The organism is Leclercia sp. UBA1284, assembly GCF_002308415.1.
GTDB lineage: Bacteria > Pseudomonadota > Gammaproteobacteria > Enterobacterales > Enterobacteriaceae > Enterobacter > Enterobacter pneumoniae.
This window is the reverse complement of the sequence record NZ_DBUS01000007.1, coordinates 25,975-42,101: the sequence shown is the minus strand read 5'-3', so window position 1 is coordinate 42,101 and position 16,127 is coordinate 25,975. Positions and strand designations below refer to the sequence as shown.

Annotated in this window: 14 protein-coding genes; 10 read left to right on the top strand and 4 right to left on the bottom strand. The window is 53.2% G+C overall.

Annotated features, from left to right (window positions below):
- The first annotated feature begins 62 nt into the window (after positions 1-62).
- From dgt to cdaR, 3 genes are all read left to right on the top strand, one after another.
- The gene (gene dgt / locus B3511_RS14950; RefSeq protein ID WP_046884953.1) at positions 63-1,577 is read left to right on the top strand and encodes a dGTPase; all 1,515 of its coding nucleotides are present in this window, start codon (positions 63-65) and stop codon (positions 1,575-1,577) included.
- Between the two features lie 131 nt (positions 1,578-1,708).
- Positions 1,709-3,136: a serine endoprotease DegP gene (gene degP / locus B3511_RS14945; protein WP_040077099.1), complete on the top strand. Its 1,428-nt coding sequence runs from the start codon at positions 1,709-1,711 to the stop codon at positions 3,134-3,136.
- Positions 3,137-3,290: 154 nt separating this feature from the next.
- Positions 3,291-4,448, top strand: coding sequence for a DNA-binding transcriptional regulator CdaR (cdaR, locus tag B3511_RS14940; protein ID WP_040077098.1), 1,158 nt, complete (start codon positions 3,291-3,293; stop codon positions 4,446-4,448).
- 55 nt (positions 4,449-4,503) lie between these two features.
- Here the strand turns inward: cdaR and B3511_RS14935 are convergent, their stop codons facing one another.
- The 4 genes from B3511_RS14935 to map form a co-directional block, all read right to left on the bottom strand.
- Positions 4,504-4,893 (bottom strand): DUF3461 family protein, encoded by a 390-nt coding sequence (locus B3511_RS14935; RefSeq protein WP_008501916.1) that lies wholly within the window; start codon positions 4,891-4,893, stop codon positions 4,504-4,506.
- Positions 4,894-5,004: 111 nt separating this feature from the next.
- A complete protein-coding gene (gene dapD / locus B3511_RS14930; protein ID WP_008501915.1) occupies positions 5,005-5,829 on the bottom strand; it encodes a 2,3,4,5-tetrahydropyridine-2,6-dicarboxylate N-succinyltransferase in 825 nt (274 codons plus the stop codon).
- A 32-nt stretch (positions 5,830-5,861) separates the two neighbouring features.
- Positions 5,862-8,537 carry a bifunctional uridylyltransferase/uridylyl-removing protein GlnD gene (gene glnD / locus B3511_RS14925; RefSeq protein WP_207293027.1) on the bottom strand — a complete coding sequence of 892 codons (2,676 nt, stop codon included), beginning with the start codon at positions 8,535-8,537 and terminating at the stop codon, positions 5,862-5,864.
- A gap of 62 nt (positions 8,538-8,599) precedes the next feature.
- Positions 8,600-9,394 carry a type I methionyl aminopeptidase gene (map, locus tag B3511_RS14920; RefSeq protein WP_040077097.1) on the bottom strand — a complete coding sequence of 265 codons (795 nt, stop codon included), beginning with the start codon at positions 9,392-9,394 and terminating at the stop codon, positions 8,600-8,602.
- Between the two features lie 321 nt (positions 9,395-9,715).
- On the opposite strand from map, the gene rpsB reads away from it, so the two are divergent.
- The 7 genes from rpsB to cdsA all read left to right on the top strand — a co-directional run bounded on the left by rpsB (position 9,716) and on the right by cdsA (position 16,121).
- Positions 9,716-10,441, top strand: a complete 726-nt coding sequence (rpsB, locus tag B3511_RS14915; RefSeq protein ID WP_040077096.1) for a 30S ribosomal protein S2 — start codon at positions 9,716-9,718, stop codon at positions 10,439-10,441.
- A gap of 117 nt (positions 10,442-10,558) precedes the next feature.
- On the top strand, positions 10,559-11,410 hold the full coding sequence (gene tsf, locus B3511_RS14910; RefSeq protein ID WP_028015579.1) for a translation elongation factor Ts: 852 nt from the start codon (positions 10,559-10,561) through the stop codon (positions 11,408-11,410).
- A gap of 150 nt (positions 11,411-11,560) precedes the next feature.
- Entirely contained in the window at positions 11,561-12,286 is a 726-nt protein-coding gene (pyrH, locus tag B3511_RS14905; protein WP_004098747.1) for a UMP kinase, read from the top strand.
- A gap of 168 nt (positions 12,287-12,454) precedes the next feature.
- A complete protein-coding gene (gene frr, locus B3511_RS14900) occupies positions 12,455-13,012 on the top strand; it encodes a ribosome recycling factor (RefSeq protein ID WP_040077093.1) in 558 nt (185 codons plus the stop codon).
- 95 nt (positions 13,013-13,107) lie between these two features.
- Entirely contained in the window at positions 13,108-14,307 is a 1,200-nt protein-coding gene (gene ispC / locus B3511_RS14895; protein WP_286783693.1) for a 1-deoxy-D-xylulose-5-phosphate reductoisomerase, read from the top strand.
- Between the two features lie 185 nt (positions 14,308-14,492).
- Positions 14,493-15,251, top strand: a complete 759-nt coding sequence (gene ispU, locus B3511_RS14890) for a (2E,6E)-farnesyl-diphosphate-specific ditrans,polycis-undecaprenyl-diphosphate synthase (RefSeq protein WP_040077092.1) — start codon at positions 14,493-14,495, stop codon at positions 15,249-15,251.
- 12 nt (positions 15,252-15,263) lie between these two features.
- A complete protein-coding gene (gene cdsA, locus B3511_RS14885; RefSeq protein ID WP_040077091.1) occupies positions 15,264-16,121 on the top strand; it encodes a phosphatidate cytidylyltransferase in 858 nt (285 codons plus the stop codon).
- Positions 16,122-16,127 lie beyond the last annotated feature (6 nt).

Here is a 16,127-nt window from a genome sequence, read left to right as displayed (position 1 = left end):
TGATTAGAGGCATAGTCTATCATGCGCTTCAGGGGAAACGCATTTTCCGCGCGGGAGAGCACATGTCACATATCGATTTTCGCAACAAAATTAACTGGCATCGGCGTTACCGCTCGCCGCAAGGTCATAAAAGCGAACATGAGATCCTGCGGATCTTCGAAAGCGATCGCGGGCGCATTATCAACTCAGCGGCAATCCGCCGACTGCAACAAAAAACGCAGGTTTTTCCCCTCGAACGTAACGCTGCCGTGCGTACGCGTCTCACCCATTCAATGGAGGTCCAGCAGGTTGGCCGCTACATCGCGAAAGAGGTGTTAAGCCGCCTCAAAGAGCAGCGTCTGCTGGAGGCCTACGGTCTGGATGAACTGACGGGGCCGTTCGAAAGCATCGTTGAGATGGCCTGTCTGATGCACGATATCGGTAACCCGCCGTTTGGCCATTTTGGTGAGGCCGCTATCAACGACTGGTTCCGCCAGCGTTTGTTCCCGTCGGATGCCGCCAGCCAACCGCTGAGCGAGGATCGCTGTATTGTGCGCGACCTGCGCCTGCGGGAGGGCGAAGAGGCGCTGAATGAACTGCGGCGCAAGGTACGCCAGGATCTCTGTCATTTTGAGGGTAACGCGCAGGGGATACGCCTGGTGCACTCTCTGATGCGCATGAACCTCACCTGGGCCCAGGTGGGCTGTATTTTAAAATATACGCGTCCAGCCTGGTGGCAAGGAGAACCTCCTGCCAGCCATCATTATTTGATGAAAAAGCCTGGCTATTACCTCTCGGAAGAGGCCTATATCGAACGGTTGCGTAAAGAGTTGTCGCTGACGCCTCATGGTCGTTTTCCATTGACCTGGATTATGGAGGCTGCGGACGATATCTCCTACTGCGTGGCCGACCTGGAGGATGCGGTTGAAAAAAGAATCTTCAGCGTAGAGGAGCTTTATCAGCATCTTTATGACGCCTGGGGGACGCATGAAAAAGGATCGCTATTTTCTCAGGTTGTAGAAAACGCCTGGGAGAAATCGCGCGCGAATTCACTGCGGCGCAGCGCTGAAGATCAGTTCTTTATGTATTTGCGCGTCAATACACTTAATAAGCTGGTGCCCTATGCGGCAAACCGCTTTATTGATAATTTGCCGATGATTTATCGCGGCGACTTTAATCAGGCTCTGCTTGAAGATGGCAGTGATTTTAGTCAATTACTTGATTTGTATAAAAATGTTGCACTTCGCCATGTATTTAGTCACCCGGATGTTGAACAGCTCGAATTACAGGGATACCGCGTTATTAGCGGTTTGCTGGAGATCTATCGTCCCTTATTGCAATTATCGACCGATGAGTTTAGCGAGCTGGTAGAAAAAGAGCGGGTACGACGTTTACCTATCGAATCACGTTTATTTCAGAAACTCTCCACCCGTCATCGACTGGCCTACATTGAGGCCGTCGGGAAATATGATCGACAGGCGTTAGACTGGCCAGTATATGAATACTATTATCGTTGTCGCCTGATTCAGGATTATATCAGCGGCATGACAGACCTATATGCCTGGGATGAATATCGCCGTTTAATGGCGGTTGAATAAAGCGTGAGTTTTGTAAAGATGGCCAATAAATTTTTACTTTTCCTGAGATCGTAATACTGGAACTTCGCGCTATAAAACGAATCTCATGTACACAGCAATTGTGCGTTACTGGCAAATCGAGATTGAGAAAGATGAAAAAAACCACATTAGCAATGAGTGCATTAGCGTTGAGTTTAGGATTGGCGTTGTCTCCACTTTCTGCATCAGCTGCAGAGACCGCTTCGGCAACCACCGCCCAGCAGATGCCAAGCCTGGCACCGATGCTGGAAAAGGTGATGCCATCGGTGGTGAGCATTAACGTTGAAGGCAGCACCGCGGTAAACACCCCGCGTATGCCGCGTAACTTCCAGCAATTCTTCGGCGACAACTCGCCGTTCTGTCAGGATGGTTCGCCGTTCCAGAGTTCGCCATTCTGCCAGGGCGGTCAGGGCGGCGGTGACGGCGCAGCGCCGCAGCAAAAATTCATGGCACTGGGTTCCGGTGTCATCATCGATGCGGCTAAAGGCTACGTCGTGACAAACAACCACGTGGTGGATAACGCCAACAGCATTAAAGTGCAGATGAGCGATGGCCGTAAGTTTGACGCCAAAGTGGTGGGTAAAGATCCGCGCTCCGATATCGCCCTGATCCAGATTCAGGATCCGAAAAACCTGACGGCGATTAAGCTTGCCGATTCAGATGCTCTGCGGGTGGGTGACTATACGGTAGCAATCGGTAACCCATTCGGCCTTGGCGAGACAGTTACTTCTGGTATTGTCTCCGCGCTGGGTCGTAGCGGCCTCAATGCAGAAAACTATGAAAACTTCATCCAGACCGATGCGGCGATTAACCGCGGTAACTCCGGCGGTGCGCTGGTCAATCTGAATGGTGAACTGATCGGTATCAACACCGCGATTCTGGCCCCGGACGGCGGCAATATCGGTATCGGCTTTGCTATTCCGAGCAACATGGTTAAAAACCTGACCAGTCAGATGGTTGAGTTTGGCCAGGTGAAACGCGGCGAACTGGGGATTATGGGGACTGAGCTGAACTCGGAACTGGCGAAAGCGATGAAAGTCGATGCTCAGCGCGGTGCCTTTGTCAGCCAGGTGATGCCGAACTCTTCCGCTGCGAAAGCCGGTATTAAAGCGGGTGACGTTATTACTACCCTGAACGGCAAGCCAGTAAGCAGCTTTGCCGCGCTGCGTGCGGAAGTGGGCTCTATGCCAGTTGGCAGTAAAGTCTCGCTGGGCCTGTTGCGTGAAGGTAAGCCGGTCAACGTGACCCTGGAACTGCAGCAGAGCAGCCAGAGCCAGGTCGATTCCAGCTCTATCTTCAGCGGCATCGAAGGCGCTGAGATGAGCAATAAAGGGCAAGATAAAGGCGTGGTGGTGAGTAACGTGAAAGCCAACTCTCCGGCTGCGCGCATTGGCCTGAAGAAAGGTGACGTGATTATGGGCGCTAACCAGCAGCCGGTGAAAAACATCGCTGAGTTGCGCAAAATTCTCGACAGCAAACCTTCGGTGCTGGCGCTGAATATCCAGCGTGGCGACACCTCTCTCTATTTGTTAATGCAGTAATCTCCAGAGCCCCTGCGTCCGGTGATGCAGGGGCTTTTCCTCTTTCTGTGACCCTTTCCACAAGTCCATACATCTCCCCCCGTTTTTGTGCATTCGCACAATGCAGCCCCGGTTGAACTTCCCTATGCTTGAGCTCTGCTCAGAGGAGGACGACATGGCTGGCTGGCATCTTGATACCAAAATGGCGCAGGATATCGTGGCACGAACGATGCGCATTATTGATACGAACATCAACGTTATGGATGCCCGCGGGCGGATCATAGGCAGCGGCGATCGTGAGCGTATTGGGGAATTGCACGAAGGCGCACTGCTGGTGCTTTCTCAGGGGCGCGTGGTGGACATCGACGATGCGGTGGCCCGCCATCTGCACGGCGTGCGACAGGGTATTAACCTGCCGCTGCGTCTGGAAGGAGAAATTGTTGGCGTTATCGGGCTGACCGGCGAGCCAGAGTCATTGCGCAAGTATGGCGAGCTGGTGTGCATGACCGCCGAGATGATGCTGGAACAATCCCGCCTGATGCACCTGCTGGCTCAGGATAGTCGTCTGCGTGAAGAGCTGGTGATGAACCTGATTCAGGCTGAAGAACACACCCCGGCGCTAACCGAATGGGCCCAGCGTCTGGGTATCGATCTGAATCAACCGCGCGTGGTCGCGGTGATTGAGGTCGACAGCGGTCAGCTGGGCGTAGACAGTGCCATGGTTGAACTGCAGCAACTGCAAAACGCGCTGGCGACGCCAGAGCGCAACAACCTCGTCGCGATTGTTTCGTTAACGGAGATGGTGGTGCTAAAACCGGCGCTCAATCAGTTTGGACGCTGGGATGCCGAAGATCATCGCCGTCGGGTGGAGCAGCTTATTGCCCGTATGAAAGAGAACGGGCAACTGCGTTTTCGCGTGGCGCTGGGAAACTACTTCACCGGCCCGGGCAGCATTGCCCGCTCCTGGCGTACTGCGCGGACTACCATGATGGTTGGGAAACAGCGGATGCCCGAGAGCCGCAGCTATTTCTACCAGGATTTGATGCTACCGGTACTGCTCGACAGTCTGCGCGGGGGCTGGCAGGCGAATGAACTGGCCCGCCCGCTGACGCGTCTGAAGGCGATGGACAACAATGGGCTTTTGCGCCGTACGTTACAGGCATGGTTCCGTCACAACGTGCAACCGCTGGCGACTTCCCGGGCGTTGTTTATTCACCGTAATACGCTGGAGTATCGTCTTAACCGTATCTCGGAGCTGACGGGGCTGGACCTGGGGAATTTTGACGACAGACTGTTGCTGTATGTGGCATTGCAGCTGGATGAGCAGAGATAACGCAAAGCAAAACGGCAACCAGGTTGCCGTTTTAAAGGTTTGACCGCACCCGGTATTATTTATTACGGGTCAGCTTCTCAAGATCCGCTTCGATTTCACTGATCTTGTTGGTGACCACGCTCTCCAGGTGGCGAAGATCGTCGAGTATCTTACGCTTGAGATCGACTTCGGTGCGATCGCGCTGGCAAATCTGATCGAGTTCATCGATCACATAGCGCAGATTCGGGCTGATCTCCTGCACTTCTTTGTAACCCTGACCAACGCCATCCGCCACAACGGTTTTACGTTGACGTGGGTATTTGAACTTCACGCTCTTGGCGAAGAACTCGCCCTTATCCTTGTGGAAATAGATTTTCAGGATATCGTTGTTGGCTTCCTGCCGGAGGCTGTAACGATCAATTTCATCAGGATTGGTAATGCCCAGACTTTTTAGATTATCGTACATAGCGGTACCCTTGATCTCAACATAACCTATGAATAATTAACGAAAAAATCTATTCTCGCCACCAGCAGATACAAAAAAAGCGGGGTAGCCCCCGCTTTTTGTTATACCTGATTAATCGATGGTACGCAGCAGTTCGTTGATGCCGACTTTGCCACGGGTTTTCGCATCGACTTTCTTCACGATCACCGCGCAGTACAGGCTGTATTTGCCATCTTTCGAAGGCAGGTTGCCGGAGACCACTACGGAGCCCGCTGGTACACGGCCGTAGTGCACTTCGCCGGTTTCACGATCGTAAATACGGGTGCTCTGGCCGATGTAAACGCCCATGGAGATCACCGAGCCTTCTTCAACGATAACGCCTTCAACCACTTCGGAGCGTGCGCCGATGAAGCAGTTGTCTTCGATGATGGTTGGGTTAGCCTGCAGCGGCTCCAGAACGCCACCGATGCCTACGCCACCAGAAAGGTGAACGTTTTTACCGATCTGGGCACAAGAGCCCACGGTCGCCCAGGTATCTACCATGGTGCCTTCATCAACGTACGCACCGATGTTCACATAGGACGGCATCAGTACAGTGTTACGTGCGATAAAGGCGCCCTGGCGAACAGCGGCTGGCGGCACTACGCGGAAACCCTCTTTCTGGAAGCGCGCTTCGTCGTAATCGGCGAATTTCATCGGGACTTTATCGAAGTAGCGGCTTTCTGCGCCGTCAATAACCTGGTTATCGTTGATACGGAAAGAGAGCAGCACGGCTTTCTTCAGCCACTGGTGAGTGACCCACTGACCGTCGATTTTTTCTGCCACACGCAGCGCGCCGGAATCCAGCAAAGAAATCACCTGGTTAACCGCTTCGCGGGTTACGGTATCCACATTTGCCGGAGTGATCTCGGCGCGACGCTCAAAGGCGGACTCAATAACGTTCTGTAACTGCTGCATTGTTTACTCTTTCCATTTCACTAAAAAACACGTCACCCTTTATCGTTTGGATTGAGGGCTGCTGTCAACCGTTGTTGCACTTCAAGTTGCAGGTCATTATTAAGGCCACGCCGGTCGGCGGTGGCGATTATAAATAAATCTTCTACTCGCTCACCGATTGTCGTAATTCTGGCACCGTGGAGCGAAATACCGAGGTCGGCAAAGATCTGCCCGACCCGTGCCAACAACCCTGGCTGATCCAGCGCAATGAGCTCCATAAATGATTTGCGATCGGTATGGGTTGGCAGGAAATTAACCTCGGTGTCCACGGTAAAGTGACGCAGTTTTGCCGGCTGGCGACGCGGCTGCGGCGGCTGCCAACTGCTCTGGGTGATCGCCTGCTCCAGTCCGAAGCGGATCGGCTCGTGGCGGTCTGACGCCAGCGGGCTGCCGTCCGGCTCCAGCACGATAAAGGTGTCCATCGCCATACCGTCGCGGGTGGTAAAAATCTGTGCGTCGTGCACGCTCAAATTACGTCTATCCAGCTCGGCACAGACCGCAGCGAACAGATATGGTCTGTCCGGGCTCCAGATAAAGATCTCCGTTCCGCCGCGCGTGGCCTGTGGGCTAAGCAGAATGAGCGGTTTGGTGAGGTCGTGCTTCAACAGATGTCGCGCGTGCCATGCCAGTTGATTTGGCGTATGACGCACAAAGTAATTAGCGCGACACCGCGCCCAGATCTGGTGCAGCGCCTCTTCATTAATACTCTCCATGCGCAATAACGCCAACGCCTGTAGCTGATGGTGGCGCACGCGTTCACGCATGTCTGGCGTATTCTGCATCCCGCGTCGTAGCTGTTTCTCCGTGGCAAAGTAGAGCTCGCGAAGCAAACTCTGCTTCCAGCTATTCCATAAGGATTCATTGGTAGCGCAGATATCAGCTACCGTCAGGCACACCAGGAAGCGCAGACGATTCTCAGTCTGTACCTCTTCGGCAAACTGCTTGATCACCTCCGGATCCTGGATATCTCGCCGTTGCGCGGTGACCGACATCAACAGGTGATGGCGAACCAGCCAGGCGACCAGCTGCGTTTCGCGTGAATTAAGTCCGTGAAGCTCGGCGAATTTCAGTATGTCTTGCGCACCCAGCACGGAGTGGTCTCCGCCCCGGCCTTTGGCAATATCATGGAACAGGGCGGCAATAAGGATCAGTTCCGGATGGTTCAGGCGCGGCCAGAGCTCTACGCAGAGCGGATGCTGGCTCCGGGTCTCTTCCCGGGCGAAGCTTTCCAGCTTCAGCAATACGCGAATGGTGTGTTCATCCACGGTGTAGGCATGAAAAAGATCGAACTGCATCTGTCCGACAATATGTGACCACTGGGGCATATAGGCCCAGAGCACGCTGTGGCGGTGCATGGGCAGTAGCCCGCGTTTCACGGCACCCGGATGGCGAAGCATGCTAAGAAACAGCGAGCGGGCTTCCGGGATGTAGCACAGCGGCTGGCGAAGGTGACGCCGAGCGTGGCGCAGATGGCGCAGAGTCGTAGAGTAGATCCCGGTAATCGTGCTGTTACGCACCATGGTATAAAACATCCGCAGGATCGCTTCTGGCTCACGGATAAAAAGCGTTTCGTCGCGCAGGTCGATAAGCGTGCCGCGCAATTGGAAATCGTCGTCAATGGGGCGCGGTTTTTCATCGGCGGTGAGCGCCAGAATGGCTTCATCAAACAGCTGGAGCAGCATTTGATTCAGCTCGGTGACGCGACGGGTGACGCGGTAGAAGTCTTTCATCATCTGTTCTACCGGCTCGTTCCCTTCGCCGCTATAGTTCAGGCGCTGGGCGACGCTAAGCTGCCTGTCGAACAGCAGACGGTTATCGTAGCGTGTGATTTCCAGATGCAGCGCGAAGCGGATACGCCAAAGCAGGTGCAGACACTCATTCAGCTCAATACGTTCGGCGGGAGTTAAAAAACCAAAGCCGACCATCTCATCGAGCGAGGTGGCCCCGAAATGGCGACGAGCGACCCATTGCAGGGTGTGGATATCGCGCAGGCCGCCGGGGCTGCTTTTAATATCCGGCTCCAGGTTATAACTGGTGCCGTGATAACGCTGGTGACGTACCTGCTGTTCGTCGACCTTGGCGGCAAAGAATTTTTCTGAAGGCCAGAATCCGTCGCTGAAAATGTGTTTTTGCAGCTCCAGAAATAGCGCGACGTCGCCGATCAGGAGGCGAGTCTCAATCAGGTTGGTGGCGACGGTAAGATCCGCTAAGCCCTCGAGCAGACACTCTTCCAGGGTGCGCACGCTGTGGCCCACTTCCAGCTTCACGTCCCACAGCAGCGTCAACAGCTCACCAATTTTTTGCGCCTGATCGTCGGGCAGCTTTTTACGGCTCAGGATTAACAGGTCGATATCCGACAGGGGATGCAGTTCGCCGCGGCCATAACCGCCCACCGCAACCAGCGCCACGTCGCTAATTTGGCCAAAGCCATAATCAATCCACAAGCGCTGTAACAGCTGATCAATAAATTCAGTGCGCGCTTCGATGAGTGATTCGGCAGAGATCCCGCTGTCGAATGCTTCACCCAGCCAGTGCTGGAATGTGTCGATATGCGCTTTAATGTCGGCACAGGTGAGATCTGTCTTCGGCCAGACGCCGGGGTTATCCGGCTGGCCGGGCAGGGTGGGGAGTGCCGTGTTGGCATACTGTTCGGGTAAAAGGTTACTCATAGCGCGCCACCCATAAGAAAATATGATAGCCATTAAAAAAGCCGGCATTTGCCGGCTTCTTATCATTCGTTGTGCGAGAGTATCGCCGGGATGGTGTCATCCTTGCGTAACGTCATTATTTCGCAGCCGTTATCTGTCACCACAATAGTATGCTCGTACTGCGCAGACAAGCTTCTGTCTTTGGTTTTCACCGTCCAGCCATCTTTCATGGTGCGGATACGGTAGTCACCGGCGTTAACCATCGGCTCAATGGTAAACGTCATCCCTTTTTGCAGCACCACGCCGCCGTCGTCAGCATCGTAATGCAGCACCTGCGGCTCTTCGTGGAAGACGCGGCCAATACCGTGACCGCAATACTCGCGAACCACAGAGAAACCTTCCGCTTCAACGAATTTCTGAATGGCCGCACCGATAGTGCGCAGGCGAATACCAGGCTTCACCATTTTCAGCGCCAGGTAGAGGCTCTCCTGGGTAATACGGCACAGGCGTTCGCCCTGAATCGTCGGCTTACCGACGATGAACATTTTTGAGGTGTCGCCGTGGTACTCGTCTTTAATCACGGTCACATCGATATTGACGATGTCGCCATCTTTCAGCAGTTTTTCATCGTCCGGAATACCGTGACACACCACTTCATTAATAGAGATGCAGACGGATTTCGGGAAACCGTGATAGCCGAGGCAGGCGGAGACCGCGTGCTGCTCGTTCACGATATAATCATTACAGATACGGTCCAGTTCGCCGGTGCTCACGCCCGGTTTGACGAACGGCTCGATCATTTCCAGCACTTCGGCGGCCAGACGACCGGCAACGCGCATCTTTTCAATTTCTTCAGGTGTCTTAATAGAGATAGCCATGTAATCTGTCCATCGGTGTCGATTTTTTCGACAATACTAGTCTGAGTGCTGTCAATGGTATCAGTCAGGCGTACTGCCTGCCAAATTGAGAATCAGAAGCAGCACGCACGGCCAACAACAGTTGGTTTCTGGTGGCGTTTTGTGGTATAAAGCGCGCCGGACTTCCGATCCATCTCAGATACACAGGGTGGACGGAAGCGACAAATCTCACTTTGTGTAATAACACACACGTATCGGCACATATTCCGGGGTGCCCTTTGGGGTCGGTAATATGGGATACGTGGAGGCATAACCCCAACTTTTAATATAGAGGTTTTAAACATGGCAACTGTTTCCATGCGCGACATGCTCAAGGCTGGTGTTCACTTCGGTCACCAGACCCGTTACTGGAACCCGAAAATGAAGCCTTTCATCTTCGGCGCACGTAACAAAGTTCACATCATCAACCTTGAGAAAACTGTACCAATGTTCAACGAAGCCCTGGCTGAGCTGAACAAGATTGCTTCCCGTAAAGGTAAGATTCTGTTCGTTGGTACTAAGCGCGCTGCAAGCGAAGCTGTGAAAGATGCTGCTAACAGCTGCGACCAGTTCTTCGTGAACCATCGCTGGTTGGGCGGCATGCTGACCAACTGGAAAACCGTTCGTCAGTCAATCAAACGCCTGAAAGATCTGGAAACTCAGTCTCAGGACGGTACTTTCGACAAGCTGACTAAGAAAGAAGCGCTGATGCGCACTCGTGAACTGGACAAGCTGGAAAACAGCCTGGGCGGTATCAAAGATATGGGCGGCCTGCCAGACGCGCTGTTCGTAATCGATGCAGACCACGAGCACATCGCAATCAAAGAAGCTAACAACCTGGGTATCCCGGTATTCGCTATCGTTGATACCAACTCCGATCCGGACGGTGTTGACTTCGTTATCCCGGGTAACGACGACGCAATCCGTGCTGTTAGCCTGTACCTGAGCGCTGTAGCTACTACCGTTCGTGAAGGCCGTTCCCAGGATCTGGCTTCTCAGGCGGAAGAAAGCTTCGTAGAAGCTGAATAATAAGGTTTTACCCCTTATTAGTACCGTGTATGAATAGGGGCCCATTACCGGCCCCTTTTTTCAATTTATACTGTTTGGCCTCCGGCCGGGCAGTTCACATCTCCCGAGGATTTAAGAATGGCTGAAATTACCGCATCCCTGGTAAAAGAGCTGCGTGAGCGTACTGGCGCAGGCATGATGGATTGCAAAAAAGCGCTGACTGAAGCGAACGGCGACATCGAGCTGGCAATCGAAAACATGCGTAAATCCGGTGCGATCAAAGCAGCTAAAAAAGCAGGCAACGTTGCTGCTGACGGCGTGATCATCACCAAAATCGACGGCACCTACGGCATCATTCTGGAAGTTAACTGCCAGACTGACTTCGTTGCTAAAGATGGCGGTTTCCAGGCATTTGCGAACAAAGTACTGGACGCAGCTGTTGCTGGCAAAATCACTGACGTTGAAGTGCTGAAAGCTCAGTTCGAAGAAGAGCGTGTTGCGCTGGTTGCTAAAATCGGTGAGAACATCAACATCCGTCGCGTTTCTTCTCTGGAAGGCGAAGTACTGGGTTCTTACCAGCACGGCGCACGTATCGGTGTTCTGGTTGCGGCTAAAGGCGCTGACGAAGAGCTGGTTAAACAGCTGGCAATGCACATCGCTGCAAGCAAACCAGAATTCGTTAAGCCAGAAGACGTGTCTGCTGAAGTGGTAGAGAAAGAGTACCAGGTTCAGCTGGACATCGCGATGCAGTCTGGTAAGCCAAAAGAGATCGCAGAGAAAATGGTTGAAGGCCGCATGAAGAAATTCACCGGCGAAGTTTCTCTGACTGGTCAGCCTTTCGTAATGGACCCAAGCAAGTCTGTTGCTCAGCTGCTGAAAGAGCACAACGCTGACGTAACTGGCTTCATCCGCTTCGAAGTGGGCGAAGGCATTGAGAAAGTTGAGACTGACTTCGCAGCAGAAGTTGCTGCAATGTCCAAGCAGTCTTAATCAGCGAAAAGAAGCCGCCTGAGGGCGGCTTCTTTTTGTCACCCGTCATATAAAATCAGACTGGCTCTAGTATCGCTGTTCTGGTTTGCGGCTTAACATGTCGCCAGAATTAACCCCCATCTTAATCGTTGACAGTCTCAGGAAAGAAACATGGCTACCAATGCAAAACCCGTGTACAAACGCATTCTGCTTAAGCTGAGTGGCGAAGCGCTGCAGGGATCAGAAGGCTTCGGTATTGACGCAAGCATCCTTGACCGCATGGCACAGGAAATCAAAGAACTGGTCGAACTGGGTATCCAGGTTGGCGTGGTCATTGGCGGTGGTAACCTTTTCCGTGGTGCTGGTCTGGCGAAAGCGGGGATGAACCGCGTTGTGGGCGACCATATGGGAATGCTGGCTACCGTGATGAATGGTCTGGCCATGCGTGACGCTCTGCACCGCGCCTATGTGAACGCGCGCCTGATGTCCGCGATTCCGCTGAATGGCGTGTGCGACAATTACAGCTGGGCAGAAGCGATTAGCCTGCTGCGTAACAACCGTGTGGTGATCCTCTCCGCCGGTACCGGTAATCCGTTCTTTACTACCGATTCCGCGGCCTGCCTGCGCGGTATCGAAATCGAAGCCGATGTGGTGCTGAAAGCCACCAAAGTGGATGGCGTGTTTACTGCCGATCCGGCAAAAGATCCTTCAGCTACCATGTACGATCAGCTGACTTACAGCGAAGTGCTGGATAAAGAGCTGAAAGTAATGGATCTTGCCGCCTTCACGCTGGCTCGTGACCACAAACTGCCGATTCGTGTCTTCAACATGAACAAGCCTGGCGCGCTGCGTCGCGTCGTGATGGGCGAAAAAGAAGGCACTTTGATCACGGAATAATTTCCGTCGGCGACAAATACAGGTAAGATTCCGCTTTACTTTGTAGTGAATTCTCACCTGGACGCGCCTTTGGCGCTGTCATGATTTAAACGCGACTATACTTAGCACAGCCCGTGAGGCCGTGCTGGCGGATAGTCTGCCTGAGACAAGTTTTCAAGGATCCGTAACGTGATTAGCGATATCAGAAAAGATGCTGAAGTGCGCATGGACAAATGCGTAGAAGCGTTCAAAAACCAAATCAGCAAAGTGCGCACCGGTCGTGCTTCCCCAAGCCTGCTGGATGGCATTGTTGTTGAATACTACGGTACGCCAACTCCGCTGCGCCAGCTGGCGAGCGTCACGGTAGAAGATACCCGTACGCTGAAAATCAACGTCTTCGATCGTTCTATGGGTCCAGCCGTTGAGAAAGCGATCATGGCCTCCGACCTGGGTCTGAACCCAAGCTCTGCGGGTACTGATATCCGCGTTCCGCTGCCTCCGCTGACGGAAGAGCGTCGTAAAGAGCTGATCAAAGTTGTTCGTGGTGAAGCTGAAGGCGCGCGTGTCGCCGTACGTAACGTACGTCGTGATGCGAACGACAAAGTGAAAGCCCTGCTGAAAGAAAAAGAGATCAGTGAAGATGATGATCGTCGTTCTCAGGACGATGTTCAGAAGCTGACTGACGCTGCTATCAAAAAAGTCGATGCGGCGCTGGCAGACAAAGAAGCGGAACTGATGCAGTTCTGATTTCTGACGTAATCTGATAAAACGCCGTCCAGAAGGCCTTTATGGCTTTGCTGACGGCGTTTTGCTTTGCTGGTTTCACTATTTCCGGACATCTCATGAAGCAATTAACTCTTCTCGGCTCAACCGGCTCCATTGGTTGCAGCACCCTCGACGTCGTTCGCCATAATCCTGAACACTACCGCGTTACTGCGCTGGTGGCGGGGAAGAATGTCTCGCGCATGGTGGAACAGTGTCTGGAATTCACACCCCGCTATGCGGTGATGGATGATGACGAGAGCGCACGTCAAGTGAAACGGCTGCTGTCAGAGCAGGGGAGCCGCACTGAGGTGTTGAGTGGCCAGCAGGCGGCGTGCGAAATGGCAGCGCTGGATGACGTCGATCAGGTTATGGCGGCGATTGTGGGTGCGGCGGGCTTGTTGCCTACGCTTGCGGCAATTGACGCCAGTAAAACGGTTTTACTGGCGAATAAAGAGTCGTTAGTCACCTGTGGACGGTTGTTCATGGAGGCGGTGAAACAGAACGGCGCCAGCTTGTTGCCGGTGGATAGCGAACATAACGCGATTTTTCAGAGTTTACCGCAACCTTTTCAACAGAACCTGGGGTACGCTGATCTGGAGCAAAATGGGGTCTCCTCCATATTGCTTACCGGGTCTGGTGGCCCTTTTCGCGACACGCCTTTGTCCGATCTGAGCGCAATGACGCCCGATCAGGCTTGCCGTCATCCGAACTGGTCGATGGGACGTAAAATTTCCGTCGATTCCGCCACCATGATGAATAAAGGTCTGGAATACATTGAAGCCCGATGGTTGTTTAATGCCTCTGCAAAGCAGATGGAGGTATTGATTCATCCGCAATCGGTGATCCACTCGATGGTGCGTTATCTGGACGGCAGCGTGTTAGCGCAATTAGGCGAACCGGATATGCGTACGCCTATCGCACATACGATGGCGTGGCCAAATCGCGTAGTCTCTGGTGTGAAGCCGCTCGATTTTTGCAAATTAAGTTCGTTAACGTTTAATGCGCCTGATTACCAACGCTACCCTTGCCTTAAACTGGCAATGGAGGCTTTTGATCAAGGCCAGGCCGCAACGACGGCGCTTAATGCCGCCAATGAAATCGCGGTGGCCGCGTTTTTAGCGCAACAGATCCGCTTCACGGATATTGCCGAATTAAATCAGCGGGTGCTTGAAACGATGGATTTACGCGAACCGCAAAGTGTCGATGATGTGCTGGCCGTAGATGCGCAAGCAAGGGTAGTGGCGCAAAAAGCGGTGACCCACCTCGCAAGCTGGTGATAAACCAGCCACTAGTGGTCATGCTATTTGTTAGCGTTGGGCTTCAGTGATATAGTCTGCGCCACCCAATCGCACGTATTTGGCTTATCGTGATTGGGGCAGCCGTGGTTGAACACGGCTTTTTTACGTAAAGGCTTCAGTATTCCTGAGTACCGTTAAATCCTTTCAGGGACTAAAAACGCGTTATGTTGTCTGCGAATCAACCAATGAGCGAAAACTTGCCAGCACATGGCTGTCGCCATGTAGCAATCATCATGGATGGCAATGGCCGCTGGGCGAAAAGACAAGGGAAGATCCGAGCCTTTGGGCATAAAGCTGGGGCGAAATCTGTGCGCCGTGCCGTTTCTTTTGCCGCCAATAACGGCATTGATGCGTTAACGCTCTATGCTTTCAGCAGTGAAAACTGGAATCGACCGGCGCAGGAAGTAAGCGCGTTGATGGAATTGTTTGTGTGGGCGCTAGACAGCGAAGTAAAAAGCCTTCACCGCCACAACGTTCGCCTGCGCGTCATTGGTGATACCAGTCGTTTTAATGCACGTCTGCAAGAACGCATTCGTAAAGCGGAAGCGCTAACCGGACAAAACACCGGCCTGACGCTGAATATCGCGGCGAATTATGGTGGACGGTGGGATATTATCCAGGGCGTTCAGCATTTGGCTGAACAAGTTCAGGAAGGGCTGTTACGGCCGGACCAGATTGATGAAGAGGCGCTGAGCAAGCAAATCTGCATGAGTGAACTTTCTCCCGTGGATTTAGTAATTAGGACAGGGGGAGAACATCGCATTAGTAACTTTTTGCTTTGGCAAATTGCCTATGCCGAACTTTACTTCACAGATGTTCTTTGGCCCGATTTTGACGAACAAGACTTTGAAGGTGCGCTGCATGCCTTTGCCAATCGAGAGCGTCGCTTCGGTGGCACCGAGCCTGGTGGCGACGACGCCTGATGGGGGTAGCTTTTGCTGAAGTATCGCCTGATTTCTGCTTTTGTTTTAATACCCATTGTCATCGCGGCGCTGTTTCTATTGCCTCCGGTGGGATTTGCCATTGTTACGCTGGTTGTCTGTATGCTGGCAGCGTGGGAATGGGGGCAACTTAGTGGTTTTACTTCGCGCTCACAGCGGGTATGGCTGGCGGTACTCTGCGGCCTGATTCTGGCGCTGATGCTGTTTATGCTGCCGGAGTATCATCATAATATCCATCAACCTCTGGTCGCGGGATCGCTGTGGCTATCGCTGGTCTGGTGGCTGGCTGCGCTATTGCTGGTGCTCTTCTATCCGGGGTCGGCAGCGCTATGGCGTAACTCTAAAACGCTGCGCCTGATTTTCGGGCTCTTCACCATCGTTCCCTTCTTTTGGGGAATGCTCGCGCTACGAGCCTGGCACTATGACGATAACCACTACAGCGGCGCAATCTGGTTGCTTTATGTGATGATTCTCGTCTGGGGGGCTGACTCCGGTGCCTATATGTTTGGTAAACTGTTTGGCAAACATAAACTGGCACCAAAAGTGTCACCGGGTAAGACCTGGCAGGGGTTCATCGGCGGGCTGTTTACCGCAGCGATTATCTCCTGGGGATATGGCGTTTGGGCCAACCTCGAGGTGGCTCCGCTAACATTGCTGGTTTGCTCTATTATTGCGGCTCTGGCCTCCGTGCTGGGCGATTTAACCGAGAGCATGTTCAAGCGTGAAGCAGGGATTAAAGACAGTGGCCATCTGATTCCGGGGCACGGTGGTATCCTGGATCGTATAGACAGCCTGACAGCAGCCGTTCCGGTGTTTGCTTGCCTGTTTTTGCTGGTATTTGGAACGATTTAACGGAAG